Raw genomic sequence first — 19993 nt, forward strand, 5'->3', positions numbered from 1 at the left:
TCAGCCCCGCTTCGCAGCGACGATCTGCTCCTGCGCGTGCTCGGCCTCGACCTCGTCATCGCCCAGCGACGGCTCCGCCGTCAGCGGGTTGCCCGAGGCGTCCAGGAAGCCGCGACGGAACCCCTCGACGCCCGCACGCAGCGACTCCTCGGTGGCGTCCTCGAGCTTGCCGCTCTCGCGGATCGTGCCGAGCACGTCGGAGTTGCGGCGCAGGTGGTCGAGCAGCTCGCGCTCGAACCGGGAGACGTCCGCGACGTCGACGTCGTCGAGGTAGCCGTTCGTGCCCGTCCACACGGCCGCGACCTGGTCCTCCACCGCGTACGGGGAGTACTGGGGCTGCTTGAGCAGCTCCATGAGGCGCTCGCCGCGGGTGAGCTGCTGGCGCGTCGTCGGGTCGAGGTCGGAGGCGAACATCGCGAAGGCCGCCATCGAGCGGTACTGCGCGAGCGTGATCTTCAGCGTGCCGGCGACCTTCTTCATCGCCTTGATCTGGGCGTCACCACCCACACGTGACACGGAGATGCCGACGTCGACGGCGGGACGCTGGTTGGCGTTGAACAGGTCCGACTGGAGGAAGATCTGACCGTCCGTGATGGAGATGACGTTCGTCGGGATGTACGCCGAGACGTCGTTCGCCTTCGTCTCGATGATCGGCAGGCCGGTCATCGAGCCCGCGCCCAGCTCGTCGGAGAGCTTCGCGCAACGCTCGAGCAGACGGGAGTGCAGGTAGAAGACGTCGCCGGGGTAGGCCTCACGGCCCGGCGGGCGGCGCAGCAGCAGCGAGACCGCACGGTAGGCCTCGGCCTGCTTGGACAGGTCGTCGAAGACGATGAGGACGTGCTTGCCCTGGTACATCCAGTGCTGGCCGATGGCGGAGCCGGTGTAGGGCGCCAGGTACTTGAAGCCGGCGGGGTCCGAGGCGGGGGCGGCGACGATGGTGGTGTACTCCAGTGCGCCGGCCTCCTCCAGGGCGCCGCGCACGGCGGCGATGGTGGAACCCTTCTGCCCGACGGCGACGTAGATGCAGCGCACCTGCTTGCTGGGGTCGCCGGACTCCCAGTTGGCCTTCTGGTTCAGGATCGTGTCGACGGCGATCGCGGTCTTGCCTGTCTGGCGGTCACCGATGATCAGCTGGCGCTGGCCGCGGCCGATCGGGATCATCGAGTCGATCGCCTTGAGGCCGGTCTGCAGCGGCTCGTGGACGCTCTTGCGCATCATGACGCCGGGGGCCTGGAGCTCCAGGGCGCGGCGGCCCTCGATGCCGGTGATCTCGCCGAGGCCGTCGATCGGCTGGCCCAGCGGGTCGACGACGCGGCCGAGGTAGCCCTCGCCGACGGGGACGGAAAGGACCTCGCCGGTGCGGCGCACCTCCTGGCCCTCCTCGATCCCGGTGAAGTTACCGAGGACGACGACGCCGATCTCGCGCACGTCGAGGTTCATCGCCAGGCCGAGGGTGCCGTCCTCGAAGCGCAGCAGCTCGTTCGCCATCGCGCCGGGCAGGCCTTCGACCTGCGCGATGCCGTCGGCGGTCAGAGTGACGTGACCGACCTCTTCGCTCGCTGCCTGGGTGGGTTCGTAGGAACTCACGAAGCTGTCCAGCGCAGCCCGGATCTCCTCGGGCCTGATCGTCAGCTCAGCCATCTGCTCTTCCTTCGCTGTGATGACCGCTGTCGCGGTCGGTCCTTCATGTCGGTCAGGGGGTGCCGGGTCAGCCGGCGAGCCGGCGCCGGGCGTCCGCCAGGCGGGTGGCCAGAGTGCCGTCGATGACGTCGTCGCCGACCTGCACGCGTATGCCGCCGACCAGCTCGGGGTCGACACCGACGTGCACCTGCACGTCACGGCCGTAGGAGCGTCGCAGGATGCCGCCGAGGCGATCGATCTGCTCGCGGGTCAGCGGGGCGGCGGAGGAGACGGAGGCCACCAGGTGCGCCCGCCGTTCCGCGGCGAGCTCGGTGACGACGCGCAGCGCCGACGTGACCGACCGGTGGCGCAGCGTCCGCGCCGCCTGCATGGCGAGCACCAGCATCTCGGGCGCGACCTTGCCGGAGAGCACGCTCTCCATCAGGCCCGCCCGGCGTGCCGGGCTGAGGTTGCGGTCCTCGACCGCTCCGCGCAGCTCCCGCTCGTCTGCGAACATCCGCACCAGGCGGAAGGACTCGTCCTCGACGTCGGCCAGCCGGCCGGCCTGCTCGGCCGAGGCGAGCACGGACGTCACTGCGAGGGAATCCACCGCGTCGGCGAGGTCGCCGTCGTGGGACCAGCGCTCACGCACCAGGCCGGAGACGAGATCGACGACCTCGGCGTCCACCTTGCCCTGGAGCACGGTGGCCGCGAGGCGGGCCTTGTCGCCGCCGTCGCGTGAGGGCTCGGTGAGCGCCCGCCGCAGGGCGGCGGAGGAGTCCAGCGTGTCGACGAGCGCGAACAGCTGCTCGCCCAGGGCAAGCGCGCGCTCGCCCGACTCGCGCAGGACCGGCTCCCACCGTTCCTGCGCCAGCTGGAGCGCCGCCTGGCTGCTCGCCCGCATCACGCCTCCCGCGTGGTCGCCGCAGCGCCCTGCTCTGCCTCGGCCGCCTCGAGCTGGTCGAGGAAACGGTCGATGACACGGGACTGCAACGCCTGCTCGGTGACGGACTCACCCACGATGCGCGAGGCCAGCTCGGTCGCGAGCATGCCGACGTCGGTGCGCAGCGAGATCTGGGCGGCCTGGCGGTCGGCCTCGATCTGGCGCTGGGCGGCCTCGGTGACGCGGTCGGCCTCGGTCTGCGCCTTGCCGCGCGCCTCGGCGACGATCCGCTTGCCCTCTTCCTGAGCCTGCTCGCGCACCCCGGCGGCCTCGCGGCGCGCGTCGGCGAGCTCGCTCGCGATGCGCTCCTCGGCGTCCGCGGCGGCCCGCTGGGCCTTCTCGGCCTGGGCCAGGCCGGCCTCGATCTTCGCGGCGCGCTCGTCGAGCATGGCGGTCAGCCGCGGGACCGCGTACTTCACGAGGAAGAACGCGATGATCGCGATGCACACCGCCGACCAGAGGATGTCGTAGCCGGCCGGCAGGAGGGGGTTCTGGGTGGTCACCTCCTGCGCCACCACAGGGGCGTTGGCGTTCATCAGAAGACGAAGCCGGCGGCCAGGCCGATCAGAGCCAGGGCCTCGACCAGGGCCATACCGATGAACATGTTGATACGGAGCGGGCCGGCCAGCTCGGGCTGACGGGCGACCGCCTCCTGGGTCTTGCCGACCAGGATGCCCATACCGATACCGGGGCCGATGGTGGCCAGGCCGTAGCCGATGGTCGCGATGTCTCCGGTGATCTCCATGTGGAGGTCTTCCTTCCTTTGTGCGGACCGGGTGTCGTTTTCCCGGTTCGGGGGTTCTCGCGCCGGACCGCGGGGCCCGCCGGAGGCGTCGTGCCTAGTGCGACTCGACGGACAGCTGGATGTACACCGTGGTGAGCACGGTGAAGACGTAGGCCTGCAGGACGGCGACGAAGATCTCGAACAGCGTGAAGGCGAACCCGGCCGCGAGCGTGAGTGCGCCGAGCGGCGCCATCGCGCCGGAGGCCTCGGTGAAGAGGAAGTTCGTCGCCGCGAAGCACAGTACGAGCAACAGGTGCCCGGCGAGCATGTTTGCCACGAGACGGACGGTGAGCGTGGCCGGGCGGATGATGAAGGTCGAGAGGAACTCGATCGGCGTGAGGATGATGTAGATCGGCCACGGCACGCCGGGCGGGAAGAGCTGGCTCTTGAGGAACTGACTCCCGCCCTGGGCCTTGACGCCGGCGACGATGAACGCGACGTAGGAGATCAGCGCGAACACCAGCGGCACCCCCACCACGGAGCTGCCCGCGATGTTGAGGAACGGGACGATGCCCGTGATGTTCATGGCGAGCACGCCGAAGAAGATCACCACGAGGAGCGGTGTGTACCTGCGGCCCAGCTCCTTACCGAGGGACTCCTCGGCGACGCCAGTGCGCACGAAGTCTACGGCGAGCTCACCGAGGGACTGGCCGCGGCTGGGCACCAGCTTGGGGTTGCGGGCGGCGAGCCAGAACAGCAGCACGAGCACCGCGGTGGAGATCAGCCGCACGAGCGTGATGCGGTTGAACTCGAAGATCGTGCCCTCGAAGAGCAGCGCCGGCGGGAAGAAGTCGGCCAGGGTGGGTCCGTGGAAGCCGCTTCCCTCCTGGGCGACGATCTGCGCCTGGGAGGTGAGCGTCAGCAGTGATTCGGCAGACAGGACGTCCCCCTGGTGGTTCTTAAGCCGGGCAGGTTGATGGGCTCCGTGGGCACACCCGACGATGGGCGTGTGCCTGGAACGTGGAGAGCCTAACCCATGAACGAACATGCGCCGGACCACGTCTCGGGCCCGGGGCCGCGCCGTTCCGGTCTTCGGACGGGTTTGCTCCGGTTACCGCCGGGCGACGGCGGAGCGGGCGTGCTGCCGTGCGCGGCAGTCGGCCGGGCCGTGAGCTCCCATAAGCCCTGAAGCCCGCCGGCCTGCGTCCCTGGTCGCCCGAGCCGGCCTCGCCGGCCGCCCACTGTCGGTCTCTCGTCGTCCGATGCGGGCATCGCCGCCGGCTGCTCGTTGAGCAGCGTCAGTCCAGGTCACCGGGCTGCTCGGCGTCGCCGGCGGGCTCGACGTTCGGCACGCGAGCCTTGAGCACCGCCGTCGCCTCGATCGCGAAGGAGCCGATCAGGGCCAGGACGAGCACTACGAAGAACGTGCCCGGCGAGTAGAAGTCGCGCCCGCGCACGAGCACCAGTACCCCGAACATGATGACCATCTTCACCAGCCACCCGCCGACACCGGCGGCGGAGGCGATCTGGATCGGCTTGTCCGCCGTGACGAGCATGGCGATGACCGTGCCGATCATGAACAGCGCGGCGATGCCCGCTGCCATGAGCGCCCCCCACACGCCCGGCATGCCGGCGACGAGGTAGCCGACGCCGGAGCCGACGATGGCGAGCCCGAGGACCAGCACGGTGAGGTTACGGAGGATGACCTCGTACATGTTGCGGACGGCGCGGTTGGTCTCGTTCATCGGCTCGGTTCCTCGTGCGGGGTGGTGGGACGGGACGTGCGGGGCGGTGACGGGGTGGCGGCGACGCCGTCGGGCGCTGCGTCCGCCGGAGCGAAGGCGACGCCGTCGGGCGCTGCGTCCGCCGTCTCCTCGCCGCGGTGACGCAGACCCGGCAGCTGGTTGTAGGTGATGACCGCAGCCACCACGATGGCGACGGCGGCGCCGACGGCCACCTGCGCGGGCGAGAACACGGCGAGGGCGACGGCACTGAAGGCGAACACCGTGGTCCACAGGTACATGATCAGCACCGCGCGGCGGTGGCTGTGCCCGAGGCCCAGCAGCCGGTGGTGCAGGTGCATGCGGTCCGGCTTGAACGGCGACTGCCCGGCCCGCACGCGGCGTAGCACTGCCAAGGTCATGTCGAGCAGTGGCATGAGCAGGACGGCGACCGGCAGCAGGATGGGCACGTAGGCGGGCAGCACCTGACCGGTGGACACCGTGGCCGGGTCGATCTGCCCGGTGACCACGATCGCGGCGGCGGCGACAACCAGGCCGAGGAGCATCGACCCGGAGTCACCCATGAAGATCTTTGCCGGGTTGAAGTTGTGCGGGAGGAAGCCCAGGCACACCCCCACCAGCGCCGCGATGACGGCCGTGGCCACGTTCGCGTAGTTGCCCGGCTGCGCCTCGCGCGTGAGCAGGTAGGTGTAGACGAAGAACGCGCCGCCGCCGATGGCGATCATCCCTGCCGCGAGGCCGTCGAGCCCGTCGACGAAGTTGACCGCGTTGATGGCCACCACCACCACGAGGATCGTGGCGAACAGCGAGAGCCGGCTCGAGCCGATGGTCAGCCCGAAGACCGGGAACGTGATGAGCTGGACGCCCTGCCACGCCATGAGGCCTGCCGCGAGGACCTGCCCGACAAGCTTGGTCATCCAGTCCAGGTCCCAGATGTCGTCGGCCACGCCGAGGAGGCAGACCATCGTGGCTCCGCCGAGGATCGCCCAGGCGGTGGAGGTGTCGTAGAAGACGGAGCCGAGGAACGGCACCCGGGAGGCCACGAGCATCGCGACGGCAAGCCCGGCCAGCATCGCCACGCCGCCCAGGCGTGGGATGGGCACGGTGTGCACGTCGCGGGCGCGGACGGGCGTGAGCGCGCGGGTGACCTGGGCGAGGCGCCGCACCACGGGCGTCATCAGGAACGTCACCGCGGCCGCGGTGAGCATGACGAGCAGGTAGACCCTCACCTCGCCCGGTCACCCTCCCCGGCCGCGGCGGTCCCGCCGTCGGGGGTGACGCCGTCGGAGGTGGCGCCGTCGGGCGTGGTGGCGTTGGGCGAGGTGTCGTCGGACGAGGTGTAACCGTCGGCCGCTGCGTCGCCGTCGGGAGTGGGCTCCGCCTCCTCGGCGAGCTCCGGCGCGACCGCGGCCAGCTCGGCGCGGGTGAGCGCACCCTCGCGCAGGATGGTCAGTCGCTCCCCCGTCGCGTCCACGATGGTCGAGGCGGTGCCGCCCCCAGCCCGGCCGGCGTCGAGGTAGACGGCGACCTTGTCGCCGAAGTACGCCACCGCCTGGGCCGCGGTGTGCGGGGACGGCTGCCCCGAGAGGTTGGCGCTGGAGACGGCCAGCGGTCCGGTGCGGCGCAGCAGCGCGATGGCCGTCTCGTCCGCGGGCATGCGCAGCGCGACGGTGCCGTCGGTGTCGCCGAGGTCCCAGGCGAGGGACGGCTGGGCAAGGCAGACGATGGTGAGCGGGCCGGGCCAGAACGTCTTGACGAGGTCGCGCACGACGGCAGGCACCTCCGTGGCGAGACCGTCGAGGGTCTCCACCGTGCCGACCAGCACTGGCGGGGGCATCTGGCGGCCGCGGCCCTTCGCGGCGAGCAGGCCGGCGACGGCGCGGCCGTCGAAGGCGTCGGCGGCGATACCGTACACGGTGTCGGTGGGCAGCACCACGAGGGCCCCGCGTCCCAGGGCGTTCACGGCCTCGTCGAGGCCGGTCGTGCGCTCGGCGGGATCCTGGCAGTCGTACACGTTCACGCGGGTGAGTCTTTCACGCGCCCCGGACGGTCGTGACATCCTGCCCGGCATGCCCGCCGCTCCCCCGGTGCCCCCGCGGCACCCCCGCCGCGGCCATGCTCGGACGGCGGCGCTGCTGGTCGCGCTGGCGGTCCAGGCGCTCGTGCTGTACCTGCCCGTGGTGCCCGACGCGCCCGGAACTGGGGTGCCGGGCGCGGACAAGATCACGCACGCCGCCGTCTTCGCGCTCGTCACGATGGCGGGCCTTGGGGCCGGGCTGCCTCCCGCCATCGTCGTCGGCTTCGGGGTGGTTCACGCCGCGGCGAGCGAGCTGGTGCAGCACACCATGCTCCCGGGCCGCTCGGGCGACGTGCTCGACGTCGTCGCTGACCTGGCGGGCGTGACGCTGGGGGTCGTCGTGGCGCGTTGGTTGGCCAGGCGTCGCTCATGATCGGAGCGCTTCTCGAACGAGCGCCAAACGAAATGGCCAGATTGGTCACCCACACGACCATTCCGACCATCTTGTTACGCCACCACGCCGACGATGACCACTCCGTCGAAATGGATGAAACGTGACACGTGACGCGTGATGCGTGACGGGTGACGCGTGGCGCATCAGCCGCGGACGAACGCTACCGACGGGCGACGACGTAGCGGTCGCGGCCGGTCAGGTCCCGGCCGGTGCGCACCTCGCGCAGGCCGGCCGTCGCCGCGATCTGGCGGACCGTCGCGGCCTGCACCTCGGCGTGCTCCATGACGAACACCCCGCCGTCGGCGAGCAGCCGCGCGGCAGTCCGGACGACCGCGCGCGGGACGTCGAGCCCGTCGATGCCGCCGCCGTACAGCGCAAGGTCCGGGTCATGCTCGCGGACCTCGGTCTCCCGCGGCACTGCGTCCGGCGGGATGTAGGGCGGGTTGGAGACGACCACGTCCACCGTGCCGTCCAGCTCACGCAGCGCCGTCGCGGCGTCCCCGGCGACCAGGTGCACCGCCGGGGCGAGCGCGTCGACGTTGCGCCGGGCCACCCGCAGGGCCGCCGGCGAGAGCTCGACGGCGTGCACGACGGCGCCAGGCACCTCGGTGGCCACCGCCAGGGCGATCGCGCCGGACCCGCTGCAGAGGTCGACCACCACGGGAGCGCGCCCCTTGGACGCGACCGCGGCTGCGGCCTCGACCGCCTCACCGGCGACGACCTCGGTCTCGGGCCGGACCACGAACGCGCCGGGTGCGGCGGAGAGGGTGAGGTGCCGGAAGGCCATGAGCCCGGTGATGTGCTGGAGGGGCTCGCGGCGGCGGCGCCGCTCGACGAGCTCGGCGAAGAGCGTCTGCGCGCGGTCGCCGGACGCCTCGGCGAACGTGGCGGCGGAGGGCACCAGGTAGAGCGAGCGGCCGAGCACGTGCTCGGCGAGCAGGCGGGCGTCGACGTCCGGAGTGGGCACACCTGCCTCGGCGAGGACCAGAGCAGCGCCGGCGACCGCCTGGCGCACCGTCACCGGCCCGCGCGAGTCGGTCGCACCGCGGGCGCTGCCCCCGGCGCGCGACGGCGTGTCAGCCATGCTGCGCGGCGGCAGCGAGGCGCTCGGCCTCGTCCATCTCGATCGCCGAGGTGATGACGGGCCCGAGGTCGCCGTCGAGCACGTGGTCGAGGTTGTAGGCCTTGTACCCGGTGCGGTGGTCGGCGATGCGGTTCTCGGGGAAGTTGTAGGTGCGGATGCGCTCGGACCGGTCGACGGTGCGCACCTGCGAACGGCGCTGCTCGGACGCCGCGGCCGCGGCCTCCTCCTGCCGGGCGGCGAGCAGGCGCGCCCGCAGCACGCGCATGGCCTGCTCGCGGTTCTGCAGCTGCGACTTCTCGTTCTGCATCGACACGACGATGCCGGTGGGCACGTGGGTGATGCGCACGGCCGAGTCGGTGGTGTTGACGGACTGGCCGCCGGGGCCCGAGGAGCGGTAGACGTCGATGCGCAGGTCGTTGGCGTCGATCTCGACCTCGCCGGGGTCGTCGACCTCGGGCAGGACGAGGACGCCGGCCGCGGAGGTGTGGATGCGGCCCTGGGACTCGGTGACGGGCACCCGCTGCACGCGGTGGACGCCGCCCTCGTACTTCAGGTGGGCCCACACGCCGTCGGCCGGGTCCTGCGGCACGCCCTTGGTCTTGATCGCGACGGAGACGTCCTTGTACCCGCCGAGGTCGGACTCGGTGGCGGTGATGAGCTGGGTGGTCCACCCCTGCCGCTCGGCGTAGCGCAGGTACATGCGCACCAGGTCGCCGGCGAACAGCGCGGACTCCTCCCCGCCCTCCCCCGCCTTGACCTCGAGGATGACGTCGCGGGCGTCGTCGGGGTCGGTGGGCACGAGGACGCGATGCAGATGGTCCGCGGCCTGCGCGACAGCTGCCTCGAGAGCCGGGAGCTCCTCGGCGAAGGCGGCGTCACCCTCGGCGAGCTCACGACCCGCGGCGAGGTCGCCGTCGGCCTCCTGCCAGGCCCGGTAGGCCGAGACGACCCGGCCGAGCTCGGCGTAGCGCCGGCCGAGGGTGCGGGCGCGGCCCTGATCGGCGTGGACGGCGGGGTCCGCCATCGCGCGCTCGATCTCGGCGTGCTCGGCCAGCAGCGGCTCGATGCGCAGGTCCTCGCTCAACGCTCCCTCTCCTTCTGGCCGGTGCGGATACGACAGCGCCGGCGGGAGCCGCGGACCGGGAGGTCCTTGCGGCTACCGCCGGCGCTGGGAAGCAGCTACTTCTTCTTGCCGTAGCGAGCCTCGAAGCGGGCGACGCGGCCACCGGTGTCGAGGATCTTCTGCTTGCCCGTGTAGAACGGGTGGCAGGCACTGCACACGTCGGCGTGGATCTCGCCGGACGTGGAGGTGCTGTGGGTGCTGAAGGTGTTGCCGCACGTGCACGTCACCATGGTGGTGACGTACTCGGGGTGGATGCCCTGCTTCATGACTCTCCTAGGTTCGTGGATGCCCCGGGTCGCACGCGAGGCCGCGCACGTGAACCGGAAGCCGACGAGACATTGTGCCAGACGGCGCCGCACCCGGTCACACCGAGCAGCGGCGCTGTGAGCGACGTCATGCCGCCCGCCCAATTCCCCCTGAGATGTCGTCTTCTGGGCGACATGTCATGACATCTCGCCGACGAGATGACATCTCACGGGGGTGGCGGCCGTGTCAGTGGATCGCGAGCTCCGGCTCGGCGCCCGCGGGGGTCGGGGTGGTCTTCTGCACCCTCATGAGGAACTCGGCGTTCGAGCCCGTCTCGCGCAGCTTGCCGAGCAGGAGGTCGAGCGCCTGCTGCTGGTCGAGAGCACCCATGACACGGCGCAGCTTCCAGACGATCTTGAGCTCCTCGGCGGCCATGAGCAGCTCCTCACGGCGAGTGCCGGAGGCGTTGATGTCTACGGCCGGGAAGATCCGCTTGTCGGCCAGCTGGCGCGACAGACGCAGCTCCATGTTCCCGGTGCCCTTGAACTCCTCGAAGATGACCTCGTCCATCTTCGACCCGGTCTCCACCAGCGCGGAGGCCAGGATCGTCAGCGAACCGCCGTGCTCGATGTTGCGGGCGGCGCCGAAGAACTTCTTGGGCGGGTAGAGCGCCGAGGCGTCCACACCACCGGAGAGGATGCGCCCGGAGGCCGGGGCCGCCAAGTTGTACGCCCGCGAGAGGCGAGTCAGGGAGTCGAGCAGCACGACGACGTCCTGACCCAGCTCGACCAGGCGCTTGGCGCGCTCGATCGCGAGCTCGGCGACGATCGTGTGGTCGGTGGCCGGCCGGTCGAAGGTGGAGGCGATGACCTCACCCTTGACCATGCGCTCCATGTCCGTGACCTCCTCGGGGCGCTCGTCGACGAGCACCACCATGAGGTGAACGTGCGGGTTGTTGATGGAGATCGCGTTGGCGATCTGCTGCATGATGATCGTCTTGCCAGCCTTGGGCGGGGAGACGATCAGGCCACGCTGGCCCTTGCCGATCGGGGCGACGAGGTCGATGACTCGCGGCGTGATCGCCTTGGGAGTGGTCTCCAGACGCAGCTGCTCCTGCGGGTACAGCGGGGTGAGCTTGCTGAACTCCGGACGCTGACGCGCGTTCTCCACGCTCATGCCGTTGACGCTGTCGAGGCGCACGAGGGCGTTGAACTTCTGCCGCTTGTTCTCGGCCTCGCCCTCGTGGGGCTGACGGACGGCGCCGGTGATGGCATCACCGCGGCGCAGGCCGTTCTTCTTGACCTGGCCGAGGGTGACATAGACGTCGTTGGGGCCGGGCAGGTATCCGGAGGTCCGCACGAACGCGTAGTTCTCGAGGATGTCGAGAATGCCGGCGACGGGCAGCAGGACGTCGTCCTCGCTGACCTCCGGCGTCATCTCCTCGTACGGGGCGTAGTCCGTGCGGCCGCCGGTGCGGCGCTTGTTGCGGTCGCGGCCGCGGTCGCGGTTGCGGCGCCGGTTGCGTCCGCCGTGCTCGTCGTCGGCGTCGTCCTGATGGGTGCGCTGCTGCTGACCCTGCGGACCACCGTGCTGGTTCTGCGTCCGCTGGCCGTCCTGGTCACCACCACGACGGCGCGCGGCTGCCGCGTCGCCGAGGGCGTCGAGGGCCCGGCGCGCACGCTCCTCGTCGGTCTCGACGTTCACGCCGTTGCGGGCGGCGTGAACGGCGAGCTCACGCTTGAGCGCCTCCTTGGCGTCGTCGTGCGCCTCGGGCGCATCCTGCGTGTCCTGCGTCTCGGGGTTCGCGACGGGCGCGGTCGCTCGGCGTGATCCGCGGCGGCGCGGCGCGTCCGTCCGCTCGGCGGCGGCCGGCTGCTGATCGGCGGCGGCCGGCTGCAAATCGGCGGCGGTCGGCTGCTGCGTGGGCGCCGACTGCTCGGCGGTCACCGGCTGGGTTGGCTCGGTGGCACGCGGTGCGGCGGCCTCCGGCTCGGTCCGCTCGGAGCGCTCGGTGGCACGCGGCGCGGCAGCGCGGCTGCGCGTGCGGGGTGCCCGCTCGGTGGGCTGGGTGCCCTCGGCGGGCAGGGAGTCGACGGACCGGGCACCTTCGACAGGTGCGGAGTCGACGGACCGGGCACCCTCGGCTGGCGCGGTCCGGGCTGCCTGCTGGCCCGACGCGGGAGCGGAGCCGCCGTTGCGACCTTCACGGATGGCCGTGATCAGGTCGCTCTTCCGCATCTTGGTGGTGCCCTTCAGGCCCATCTCGCTGGCCAGCGCCTGCAGCTCGGGCAGGCGCATGGTGCTCAGCGAGCCCCCACGGGCGGCGCGGCCTTCGCTCTGGGGGGCTTCGACGGTCTCGGTCACGAGGTTCCTTCCCTCGGTGGATGTCCGCGCGCGGGTGCGGGGACGTCATGTGGGTCCAGCCAGGTGGCTGGAAGGTTGTTGGGGGCCGGCTCGTGCGCATCGTGCACTGACTCAGTGCACAAAGGCTGTGGCGGGCATGCTCCGTCTGTACGAAGACGTGGTAGACGCACCCAGGTGCGCGGAAGACGTCCGCAGGGAGTCGGTGCGCTTTGATCTTAACAGCCACAACGCCACGGTTGTTCCATTTGTGGCGGCACGTCGACGGCGGCGGTATTGGCATTTCCGCGGCGGTGGTCGGCGGCGATCGTGGTCTGCCCCTCGAGGGCGGAATGGTCACGATCTGCCGGCCACGCCAACAACCGACGGCGCGGAAGCCCTCAGCGCCGACGGCGCGGAAGCCCTCAGTACAGGTGCGCACCCGACCGTGGCACGCCGGGGCGGACCACCCGCCAGCCGTGCCCGGTGAGCGCGGCGGTGGTCGGTGCGTCGAGGTCATCGAGGACGAGCACGCTGGGACCGGCGCCGGAGATGACAGCCGGCCAGCCGGCCTCGCGCAGCGCCCGCACCACCTCGGCGGTCTCCCGCATGGCGTCCGCGCGGTAGTGCTGGTGCAGCTGGTCCTCCGTGGCGGCCATGAGGAGGTCGGTCTGCCCCCCTAGAGCCAGGATGAGCAGCGCGGTCCGGGCGACGTTGAACGCCGCATCGCTGTGCGGCACCTCGCGCGGCAGCACCGCGCGCGCGGTGTGGGTGAGCAGCTGGTGCTCCGGGACGAGCACGGTGGGCGCGAAGCCGTCGTGCAGCGGGACGGCCGCGGCGTGCGGGCCGAGCGCGTCCACCCACGCAGCGGTCGCTCCACCGAGCAGCGCGGGTGCGGCGTTGTCGGGGTGCCCCTCGAGCTGGGTGGCCAGGGTGAGGACGGCGTCGTCGTCGAGCGCCTCCGGCTCCGAGACGAGACCACGGGCGGCGATGAGCCCCGCGACCACCGCGGCCGCCGACGACCCCATGCCCCGGCCGTGCGGGATGACGTTGTGGCAGATCAGGTCCAGGCCCGCCTGCGGGGCCCCCGCGTGCTCGAGCCCGGCCCGCACGGCCCGCACCACCAGGTGCCCCTCGCCGTCGGGCAGCTCACCGGCGCCCTCACCGGTCACCGTCACGGTCGTCTCCCCGGCGACGGCTCGCACGGAGATCTCGTCCCACACACCGAGCGCGAGACCGAGCGTGTCAAAGCCCGGGCCGAGGTTCGCCGAGGTGGCCGGCACCCGCACCCGGACCTGGTCGCGCACGAGCCGCATCGCGCCGCCCCGCGCCGTTACAGACCCAGGGCCGCGACGGCGGCCTCGAGCGTGGGCGCGATGACCTGCGGCTCGACGCGCGTCTCCCCCAGCGCGGTCGCCGTGTCCTTCAGGCCGTTGCCGGTCACGGTGCACACGATGCGCGCCCCGGCCGGGACCTTGCCCAGCTCGGCGGCCTGCAGCAGCCCGGCGACGGACGCCGCGGACGCCGGCTCGACGAATACGCCCACCTCGGCGGCGAGCAGGCGCTGCGCGTCGAGGATCTGCGCGTCGGTGACGGCGTCGATCCACCCGCCGGAGTCGTCGCGCGCGGCCTCGGCGTACGCCCAGGAGGCGGGGTTGCCGATGCGGATGGCGGTGGCGATGGTCTCGGGGTGCTCCACGGGGGCGCCCTTGACGAACGGGGCCGCACCCTCGGCCTGCACGCCCCACATCTGCGGGACCTTGGTGGCCACCGGCGCCAGCCGCGTGGCGGCGTCGTCGATCGAGGCCGCGGTGGTGCGCCCGGCGTACTCGTTGTAGCCCATCCAGTACGCGGAGATGTTGCCGGCGTTGCCGACCGGCAGCACGTGGATGTCCGGGGCGTCACCGAGAGCGTCGACGATCTCGAACGCCGCGGACTTCTGCCCCTGCAGGCGGTAGGGGTTGACCGAGTTGACCAGCGCGACGGGGTACTTCTCGGCCAGGTCGCGCACGATGGTGAGGCAGTCGTCGAAGTTGCCGTCGACCGCCACCAGGGTGGCGCCGTGGACGATCGCCTGCGCGAGCTTCCCGGCCGCGATCTTCCCGGCGGGCAGGACGACGGCGCAGCCCAGGCCAGCGGCGACGGCGTACGCCGCGGCGGAGGCGGAGGTGTTACCGGTCGAGGCGCACACCACCATCTGTGTGTCGGTGGCCGCGACCTTGGACATCGCCATGGTCATGCCACGGTCCTTGAAGGAGCCGGTGGGGTTGGCGCCCTCGACCTTGACGTGGACCTCGGCGCCGGTGCGCGCGTTGAGCGCCGGGGCGGGCACCAGTGGGGTGCCGCCCTCCCCGAGCGTGATGACCGGGTCGCCGTCGCCGATCGGCAGCCGCGCCCGGTACTCCTCGATCACGCCGCGCCACAGGTGGGCCATCAGTTCCCCTCGACTCTCATCACGGAGACGACCTCGTGCACGCGCGGGTCGTCGGACAGCTTCGCCACGGTCTGCGCCAGCGCCGCCTCGGTGGCGAGGTGGCTGACGATGGTGATCCGGGCGTCGCCGTCGCCGGCGCCGGTCTGCCGGACGCTCTCGATGGACACGCCGTGCTCGCCGTACACCCCCGCGACGGCGGCGAGAGTGCCGGGCTCGTCGGCCAGGCGCAGCTGCACCTGGGTGCGGGCCGGGGTCTGCTCGTCGGTGACCAGCGGCAGCTCGGCGTAGGTGGACTCACGCGGGGCGTTGCCGCCGTGGACCTTGTGGCTGGCGGCGGCCACCAGGTCGCCCAGGACGGCGGAGGCCGTGGGGGCCCCGCCGGCGCCCTGACCGTAGAACATCAGCCGGCCGGCGGCCTCGGCCTCGACCACGACGGCGTTGAACGCCCCGCGGACGGCTGCGAGCGGGTGGGTGGCGGGCAGCAGCGCCGGGTGGACCCGCACGCTGATGCCGCGGGTGTCGTTGTCCGTGATGCGGCGTGCGACCGCGAGCAGCTTGATGACGTATCCCGCCTCGCGCGCCTCCGCCATGTCCGCGGCGGTGACCTGGCGGATGCCGGTGACCGGCACGTCGTCGATGCTCACCCGGGTGTGGAAGGCGAGAGAGGCGAGGATCGCGGCCTTGGCGGCGGCGTCGTGCCCGTCGACGTCGGCGGTGGGGTCGGCCTCGGCGTAGCCGAGCTCCTGGGCCAGCGCGAGGGCGTCGTCGAAGCTCAGGCCACGCGTGGCCATCTCGTCGAGGATGAAGTTCGTGGTGCCGTTGACGATGCCCAGGACGGCGTCGACGTTGTCCCCCGCGAGGGACTCACGCAGGCCGTAGACGACCGGGACCGCGCCGGCCACCGCGGCCTCGTAGTACAGGTCGGCGCCGGACCGCTCGGCCGCACCGTGGAGCTCGGGGCCGTGCGCGGCGAGCAGCGCCTTGTTGCCGGTGACGACGGTGGCGCCGGACTCCAGCGCGGCGAGGACCAGCGGGCGCACCGGGTCGATGCCGCCGATGAGCTCGACGACGATGTCCGCCTGCGCCACCAGGGCTGCGGCGTCGTCGGTGAGGAGCTCGCGGGGCACCCACGGGTCACGCTCGGCGTCGGTGTCGCGCACCGCGATACCGACGAGCTCGAGCCGGGCACCCGCACGCGCCGCGAGGTCGTCGGCGTGCTCCCGCAGCAGGCGGACCACCTGGGAGCCGACCGTGCCGCAGCCCAGCAGGGCGATGCGCACGGCGTCGGGGTGCTGGGCGGTGGAACTGCTCACCGGGGCGTCCTCTCCTTCTCCGCGGGGCGCCCGCCGCCGGGTCGGCGCGGGACCCGGCGCGGGGTCGTGGCCCAGGATAGGGGCGCGCGCCGACATGCCCGGCCGGTGTCCAGCCGCTGGCGTGAAGCCGGGCTCCCTCGGCCGGGCGGCGAGACGCCGTCAGCTCTGGGGCGACGGCGGACGCGGCCGGTCGAGCCGGTCTGCGTGAGCGGCGCGAACCGGTTCGGCACTCTCCTGTGCTCGACGATCCTGCCGTCGACCACGCGGACGACGGCGAGGACCGTGATGTCGACCGGACGTCCGGAGGGCGGCCCCATGAACGGACCCGTGTTCGTGCCCTGCGCGCGCAGGCGGACCCGCAGGGTGTCGTCGCGCTCGGCCCGGCCCGCGACCGTGTAGCGGATGCCCGGGGTGGCGCGGCGGACCTGCCGCATCGCCGTTCTCAGGGTCTCGAGCCCTCTCGATGCCGAGCTGGTGCTCGACGAAGTCCGGGGACACACCTCCTCGACGACATCGGTACTCTCGCGGCGAACCCCTCGTCCAGCTGCCGGGGGAAGAGATCGAGCCCGGGTGGCGGCGGCGCCCTTCCCGTGCATGACGGTGTCCTCCCGCGCGATCGACGCCGCACGGCAGCCCGTATGCGGCGGAGAGACCGGGGAGCGAGGCGGTGACGTGTCGCCCATCTGATGACTCGCGGAAGCATGACTCGCGGAAGAATGACAACGCCCGGAGCGAAAGACTCGCGGAAGAGATGACATCTCGCGGAGAAGATGACATCTCGCGGGATGGGGTGGTGCCGTCAGCCCTCGTCGAGCGCGAGCAGGTCCTCGACCGTCTCCCGGCGCACCAGCACCCGCGCCTGGCCGTCCCGCACTGCCAGGACCGGCGGGCGCGGCACCATGTTGTAGTTGCTGGCCATCGACCGGCCGTACGCGCCGGTCGCGGGCACCGCGAGCAGGTCCCCGGCCCGGACGTCGGCGGGCAGCGCGACGCCGTGGACCACGATGTCCCCGCTCTCGCAGTGCTTGCCCACCACCCGCGCGGTGACGGCCTCGGCGTCGGACGCGCGCGAGGCCAGCGCCGCGGTGTACTCGGCCTGGTACAGCGCCGGGCGGATGTTGTCGCTCATCCCCCCGTCGACGCTGACGTAGGTGCGCCGGCCGCCGTCGTCGAGGGCGACGACCTTGACGGTGCCCACCGTGTACAGCGTGAGCGCGGACGGGCCAACGATCGACCGGCCGGGTTCGACCGAGATGCGGGGGACGTCGGTGCCCAGGTCCGTGCAGGCCCGCCGGACGGCGTCCGCGAGGGTCGTGGCGATCTGCTCGGGCGTGGGGGGCACGCCGTCGTGCCCGGTGTAGCTGATGCCGTAGCCGCCGCCGAGGTCCACCTCGGGCATGAGGTGACCGCTGCGGGCGGCGACGTCGGCGCGCAGGCCCAGGACGGCGCGGGCGGCCACCTCGAACCCGGCCAGGTCCAGGATCTGGGAGCCGATGTGCGAGTGCAGGCCGATGAGGTCGAGCTCGGGGCGGGCGAGGATGGTCTCGACGGCCTTGGCGGCGGCGCCCGAGGTGAGGGAGAGGCCGAACTTCTGGTCCTCGTGGGCGGTGGCGATGAACTCGTGCCCCCCGGCGTGGACGCCGGTGGTGACCCGCACCATCACCGGGGCGACCACGCCGAGGCGGGCGGCGACGGCGGCGACCTGGTCGATCTCGGGCAGCGAGTCGACCACGATCCGGCCCACCCCGTGCTCCAGGGCTGCGGTGATCTCGGCGTCGGACTTGTTGTTGCCGTGCAGGCCGATGGCCTCCCCCGGCACCTCGGCGCGGATGGCCACGGCGAGCTCCCCGCCGGTGGCGGTGTCCACCCGCAGGCCTTCCTCGTGCACCCAGCGGGCCACGGCGACGGACAGGAACGCCTTGCCGGCGTAGTACACGTCTGCCCCGGCCATCCCGGCCTCGGGGGCGAAGGCGGCGGCGAACGCCTCGGCGAACCGGCGGGCCCGGCCGCGCAGGTCCGCCTCGTCCACGACGTAGGCGGGGGTCCCGTGCTGGCGGGCGATGTCGCGCACATCCAGGCCGGCGACGGCCAGCGCACCGTCGGGCCCGCGGCGGATGGTCGTCGACCACGGCTCGCCGCCCGGCTCGGGGGCGGGCAGCGGCGGCGCGTCCACGGCGGGGGCCTGCGCCGGGTGGGCCTGGTGCGGCGCCTCGGCCCGGTGCCGGTTCACATCCGCTCCGGGGCGCTGACACCCAGCAGGCCGAGCCCGTTGGCGATGACCTGCGTGACGGCGTCGTTCAGCACGAGGCGGGCGTGGTGCGAGGGCTCCACGGGGTCCTCCCCGCGCGGGGTGACCCGGCACTGCCCGTACCAGGTGTGGTAGCTGGCGGCGAGCTCCTCGAGGTAGCGGGCCACGCGGTGCGGCTCACGCAGCCGGGCGGCGCGGGCGACCACCTCCGGGAAGCTGCCCAGCACACCCAGGAGGGCGGCGTCGGCGGGGTGGTCCAGGGCCGTGGGGTCGAACCCGTCGCGGGAGACGCCGTGCGTCTCGGCGTTGCGGGCCACCTGCCGGGTGCGGGCGTGGGCGTACTGGACGTAGTAGACGGGGTTGTCCAGGTTCTGCTCGCGCAGCTTCTCCCCGTCCAGGGTGAGCGGGGAGTCGGCGGGGAACCGGGCCAGGGTGTAGCGCACCGGGTCGGTGCCGATCCACTCGATGAGGTCGCGCAGCTCGATGATGTTGCCGGCGCGCTTGCTCATCCGGGCCCCGGCCACCGAGACCAGCTGGCCGATGAGGATCTCGATGTTGCGCTCGGGGTCGTCACCGGCGCAGGAGGCGATGGCCTTGAGCCGGTTGACGTACCCGTGGTGGTCGGCGCCGAGGAGGTAGATCTTCTCCGGGAAGCCGCGGTCCTTCTTGGACAGGTAGTAGGCGGCGTCGGCGGCGAAGTAGGTGGGGGCGCCGTCGGCGCGGACCATCACCCGGTCCTTGTCGTCGCCGAAGTCGGTGGTCCGCAGCCACACCGCGCCGCCGTCGTCGAAGACGTGGCCCTGCTCGCGCAGGCGGTCGACGGCGGAGCGCACCGCACCGCCGTCGTGCAGCTCGCGCTCGGAGAAGTAGACGTCGAAGTGGACGTTGAACGCGGCGAGGGTCTCCTCGATCTCCGCCATCTGCAGCCGGTAGCCGGCCTCGCGGGCGACGGCGACGGCCTCCTCGACCGGCAGGTCCGGCAGCTCGGGGTGCACGGCGAGCACCCGGGCCGCCAGGTCGTTCACGTACCCGCCGATGTACCCGCCCTCGGGCACCTCGCCGCCGGTGGCCCGGGCCAGGATGGAGGCGCCGAACTTGTCCATCTGGGCGCCGGCGTCGTTGATGTAGTACTCCGGTGTGACGTCGGCCCCGGAGGCGCGCAGCAGGCGCACGAGTGCGTCACCGAGCGCGGCCCAGCGGGTGTGGCCGATGTGCAGCGGGCCGGTGGGGTTGGCGGAGACGTACTCCATGTTGATGACGTGCCCGGTCAGGGCGTCGTTGCGGCCGAACTCGGGGCCGGTCTCGACGATCGTGCGGGCCAGCTCCCCGGCCGCGCCTGCCTCGAGGCGGATGTTGAGGAAGCCGGGCCCGGCGACCTCGGCGGCGGCGATGCCGTCGGCCTGCGCGAGCCTGCCGGCGAGCAGCTCGGCGAGGGCGCGCGGGTTGGTGCCCACCTTCTTGGCCAGCTGCATCGCGACGTTGGTGGCCCAGTCGCCGTGCTCACGCTGACGGGGGCGCTCGACCTTGGGCTCGGGGACGTCCTCGGCGGCGAGGGCGACGTCACCGGCGGCGACGGCGTCGAGCAGGACGGCGCGGATGAGGGCGGCAAGCTCAGCTGGGGTCACCTGGCACAGGTTAGTCGCAGGCCATGACGCTGCTGGGCCCGCGTCCGACCGCCGGGTGCGGTCCGCGTCACAGCGGCCGC

General features: G+C 72.4%; 19 protein-coding genes. 1 reads left to right on the forward strand and 18 read right to left on the reverse strand.

All coding sequences use genetic code 11. From position 1 onward, the window contains the following. The 8 genes from atpA to FE374_RS13425 all read right to left on the reverse strand — a co-directional run bounded on the left by atpA (position 1) and on the right by FE374_RS13425 (position 7049). Positions 1-1641 carry a F0F1 ATP synthase subunit alpha gene (atpA, locus tag FE374_RS13390; RefSeq protein WP_139929687.1) on the reverse strand — a complete coding sequence of 547 codons (1641 nt, stop codon included), beginning with the start codon at positions 1639-1641 and terminating at the stop codon, positions 1-3. Between the two features lie 67 nt (positions 1642-1708). Further along, positions 1709-2524 (reverse strand): F0F1 ATP synthase subunit delta, encoded by an 816-nt coding sequence (locus tag FE374_RS13395; protein ID WP_139929688.1) that lies wholly within the window; start codon positions 2522-2524, stop codon positions 1709-1711. After that, a complete protein-coding gene (locus FE374_RS13400) occupies positions 2524-3099 on the reverse strand; it encodes a F0F1 ATP synthase subunit B (protein ID WP_139929689.1) in 576 nt (191 codons plus the stop codon). The genes FE374_RS13395 and FE374_RS13400 overlap by 1 nt, the downstream gene beginning before the upstream one ends. After that, the gene (gene atpE, locus FE374_RS13405) at positions 3099-3308 is read right to left on the reverse strand and encodes an ATP synthase F0 subunit C (protein ID WP_168205689.1); all 210 of its coding nucleotides are present in this window, start codon (positions 3306-3308) and stop codon (positions 3099-3101) included. Before atpE ends, FE374_RS13400 begins: the two co-directional genes overlap by 1 nt. Positions 3309-3402: 94 nt before the next feature. Then, on the reverse strand, positions 3403-4335 hold the full coding sequence (gene atpB, locus FE374_RS13410; RefSeq protein ID WP_139929690.1) for a F0F1 ATP synthase subunit A: 933 nt from the start codon (positions 4333-4335) through the stop codon (positions 3403-3405). A gap of 250 nt (positions 4336-4585) precedes the next feature. Continuing rightward, complete coding sequence (locus FE374_RS13415) at positions 4586-5032, reverse strand: hypothetical protein (RefSeq protein ID WP_139929691.1); 447 nt, start codon at positions 5030-5032, stop codon at positions 4586-4588. Continuing rightward, complete coding sequence (locus FE374_RS13420) at positions 5029-6258, reverse strand: MraY family glycosyltransferase (RefSeq protein WP_139929692.1); 1230 nt, start codon at positions 6256-6258, stop codon at positions 5029-5031. Before FE374_RS13420 ends, FE374_RS13415 begins: the two co-directional genes overlap by 4 nt. Beyond that, positions 6255-7049: an L-threonylcarbamoyladenylate synthase gene (locus FE374_RS13425; protein WP_230978307.1), complete on the reverse strand. Its 795-nt coding sequence runs from the start codon at positions 7047-7049 to the stop codon at positions 6255-6257. The genes FE374_RS13420 and FE374_RS13425 overlap by 4 nt, the downstream gene beginning before the upstream one ends. A gap of 4 nt (positions 7050-7053) precedes the next feature. Between FE374_RS13425 and FE374_RS13430 the strand changes: the two genes are divergently transcribed. Continuing rightward, the gene (locus tag FE374_RS13430) at positions 7054-7479 is read left to right on the forward strand and encodes a VanZ family protein (protein WP_230978308.1); all 426 of its coding nucleotides are present in this window, start codon (positions 7054-7056) and stop codon (positions 7477-7479) included. Positions 7480-7660: 181 nt separating this feature from the next. On the opposite strand, the gene prmC is transcribed toward FE374_RS13430, so the two are convergent. The 10 genes from prmC to argS all read right to left on the reverse strand — a co-directional run bounded on the left by prmC (position 7661) and on the right by argS (position 19913). After that, complete coding sequence (gene prmC, locus FE374_RS13435) at positions 7661-8584, reverse strand: peptide chain release factor N(5)-glutamine methyltransferase (protein WP_139929695.1); 924 nt, start codon at positions 8582-8584, stop codon at positions 7661-7663. After that, positions 8577-9668 (reverse strand): peptide chain release factor 1, encoded by a 1092-nt coding sequence (gene prfA / locus FE374_RS13440; RefSeq protein WP_139929696.1) that lies wholly within the window; start codon positions 9666-9668, stop codon positions 8577-8579. The genes prmC and prfA overlap by 8 nt, the downstream gene beginning before the upstream one ends. A gap of 95 nt (positions 9669-9763) precedes the next feature. After that, a complete protein-coding gene (rpmE, locus tag FE374_RS13445; RefSeq protein WP_139929697.1) occupies positions 9764-9973 on the reverse strand; it encodes a 50S ribosomal protein L31 in 210 nt (69 codons plus the stop codon). 226 nt (positions 9974-10199) lie between these two features. Beyond that, positions 10200-12251 carry a transcription termination factor Rho gene (gene rho / locus FE374_RS13450; RefSeq protein WP_223173742.1) on the reverse strand — a complete coding sequence of 684 codons (2052 nt, stop codon included), beginning with the start codon at positions 12249-12251 and terminating at the stop codon, positions 10200-10202. Between the two features lie 467 nt (positions 12252-12718). Continuing rightward, complete coding sequence (thrB, locus tag FE374_RS13455) at positions 12719-13609, reverse strand: homoserine kinase (protein WP_139929699.1); 891 nt, start codon at positions 13607-13609, stop codon at positions 12719-12721. A gap of 17 nt (positions 13610-13626) precedes the next feature. Further along, positions 13627-14727 (reverse strand): threonine synthase, encoded by a 1101-nt coding sequence (thrC, locus tag FE374_RS13460; RefSeq protein WP_139929700.1) that lies wholly within the window; start codon positions 14725-14727, stop codon positions 13627-13629. Further along, positions 14727-16040: a homoserine dehydrogenase gene (locus FE374_RS13465; protein ID WP_230978309.1), complete on the reverse strand. Its 1314-nt coding sequence runs from the start codon at positions 16038-16040 to the stop codon at positions 14727-14729. The genes thrC and FE374_RS13465 overlap by 1 nt, the downstream gene beginning before the upstream one ends. Further along, positions 16037-16798 (reverse strand): ester cyclase, encoded by a 762-nt coding sequence (locus FE374_RS20230; protein WP_330998417.1) that lies wholly within the window; start codon positions 16796-16798, stop codon positions 16037-16039. Before FE374_RS20230 ends, FE374_RS13465 begins: the two co-directional genes overlap by 4 nt. A gap of 41 nt (positions 16799-16839) precedes the next feature. Next, positions 16840-18270: a diaminopimelate decarboxylase gene (gene lysA, locus FE374_RS13475; RefSeq protein WP_139929702.1), complete on the reverse strand. Its 1431-nt coding sequence runs from the start codon at positions 18268-18270 to the stop codon at positions 16840-16842. Continuing rightward, on the reverse strand, positions 18267-19913 hold the full coding sequence (gene argS, locus FE374_RS13480; protein ID WP_139929703.1) for an arginine--tRNA ligase: 1647 nt from the start codon (positions 19911-19913) through the stop codon (positions 18267-18269). The genes lysA and argS overlap by 4 nt, the downstream gene beginning before the upstream one ends. Positions 19914-19993: the final 80 nt, after the last annotated feature.

Source organism: Georgenia yuyongxinii, assembly GCF_006352065.1.
GTDB lineage: Bacteria > Actinomycetota > Actinomycetes > Actinomycetales > Actinomycetaceae > Georgenia > Georgenia yuyongxinii.

Excerpts from the sequence above, each read along its gene's own strand:
- atpA (WP_139929687.1), bottom strand. The coding sequence starts at position 1,641 with ATGGCTGAGCTGACGATCAGGCCCGAGGAGATCCGGGCTGCGCTGGAC.
- atpE (WP_168205689.1), bottom strand. The coding sequence starts at position 3,308 with ATGGAGATCACCGGAGACATCGCGACCATCGGCTACGGCCTGGCCACC.
- thrB (WP_139929699.1), bottom strand. The coding sequence starts at position 13,609 with ATGCGGCTCGTGCGCGACCAGGTCCGGGTGCGGGTGCCGGCCACCTCG.
- thrC (WP_139929700.1), bottom strand. The coding sequence starts at position 14,727 with ATGGCCCACCTGTGGCGCGGCGTGATCGAGGAGTACCGGGCGCGGCTG.
- FE374_RS13415 (WP_139929691.1), bottom strand. The coding sequence starts at position 5,032 with ATGAACGAGACCAACCGCGCCGTCCGCAACATGTACGAGGTCATCCTC.
- atpB (WP_139929690.1), bottom strand. The coding sequence starts at position 4,335 with ATGTTCGTTCATGGGTTAGGCTCTCCACGTTCCAGGCACACGCCCATC.
- prmC (WP_139929695.1), bottom strand. The coding sequence starts at position 8,584 with ATGGCTGACACGCCGTCGCGCGCCGGGGGCAGCGCCCGCGGTGCGACC.
- FE374_RS13400 (WP_139929689.1), bottom strand. The coding sequence starts at position 3,099 with ATGAACGCCAACGCCCCTGTGGTGGCGCAGGAGGTGACCACCCAGAAC.
- rho (WP_223173742.1), bottom strand. The coding sequence starts at position 12,251 with ATGCGCCTGCCCGAGCTGCAGGCGCTGGCCAGCGAGATGGGCCTGAAG.
- FE374_RS20230 (WP_330998417.1), bottom strand. The coding sequence starts at position 16,798 with ATGTCATCTCTTCCGCGAGTCTTTCGCTCCGGGCGTTGTCATTCTTCC.
- rpmE (WP_139929697.1), bottom strand. The coding sequence starts at position 9,973 with ATGAAGCAGGGCATCCACCCCGAGTACGTCACCACCATGGTGACGTGC.
- FE374_RS13395 (WP_139929688.1), bottom strand. The coding sequence starts at position 2,524 with ATGCGGGCGAGCAGCCAGGCGGCGCTCCAGCTGGCGCAGGAACGGTGG.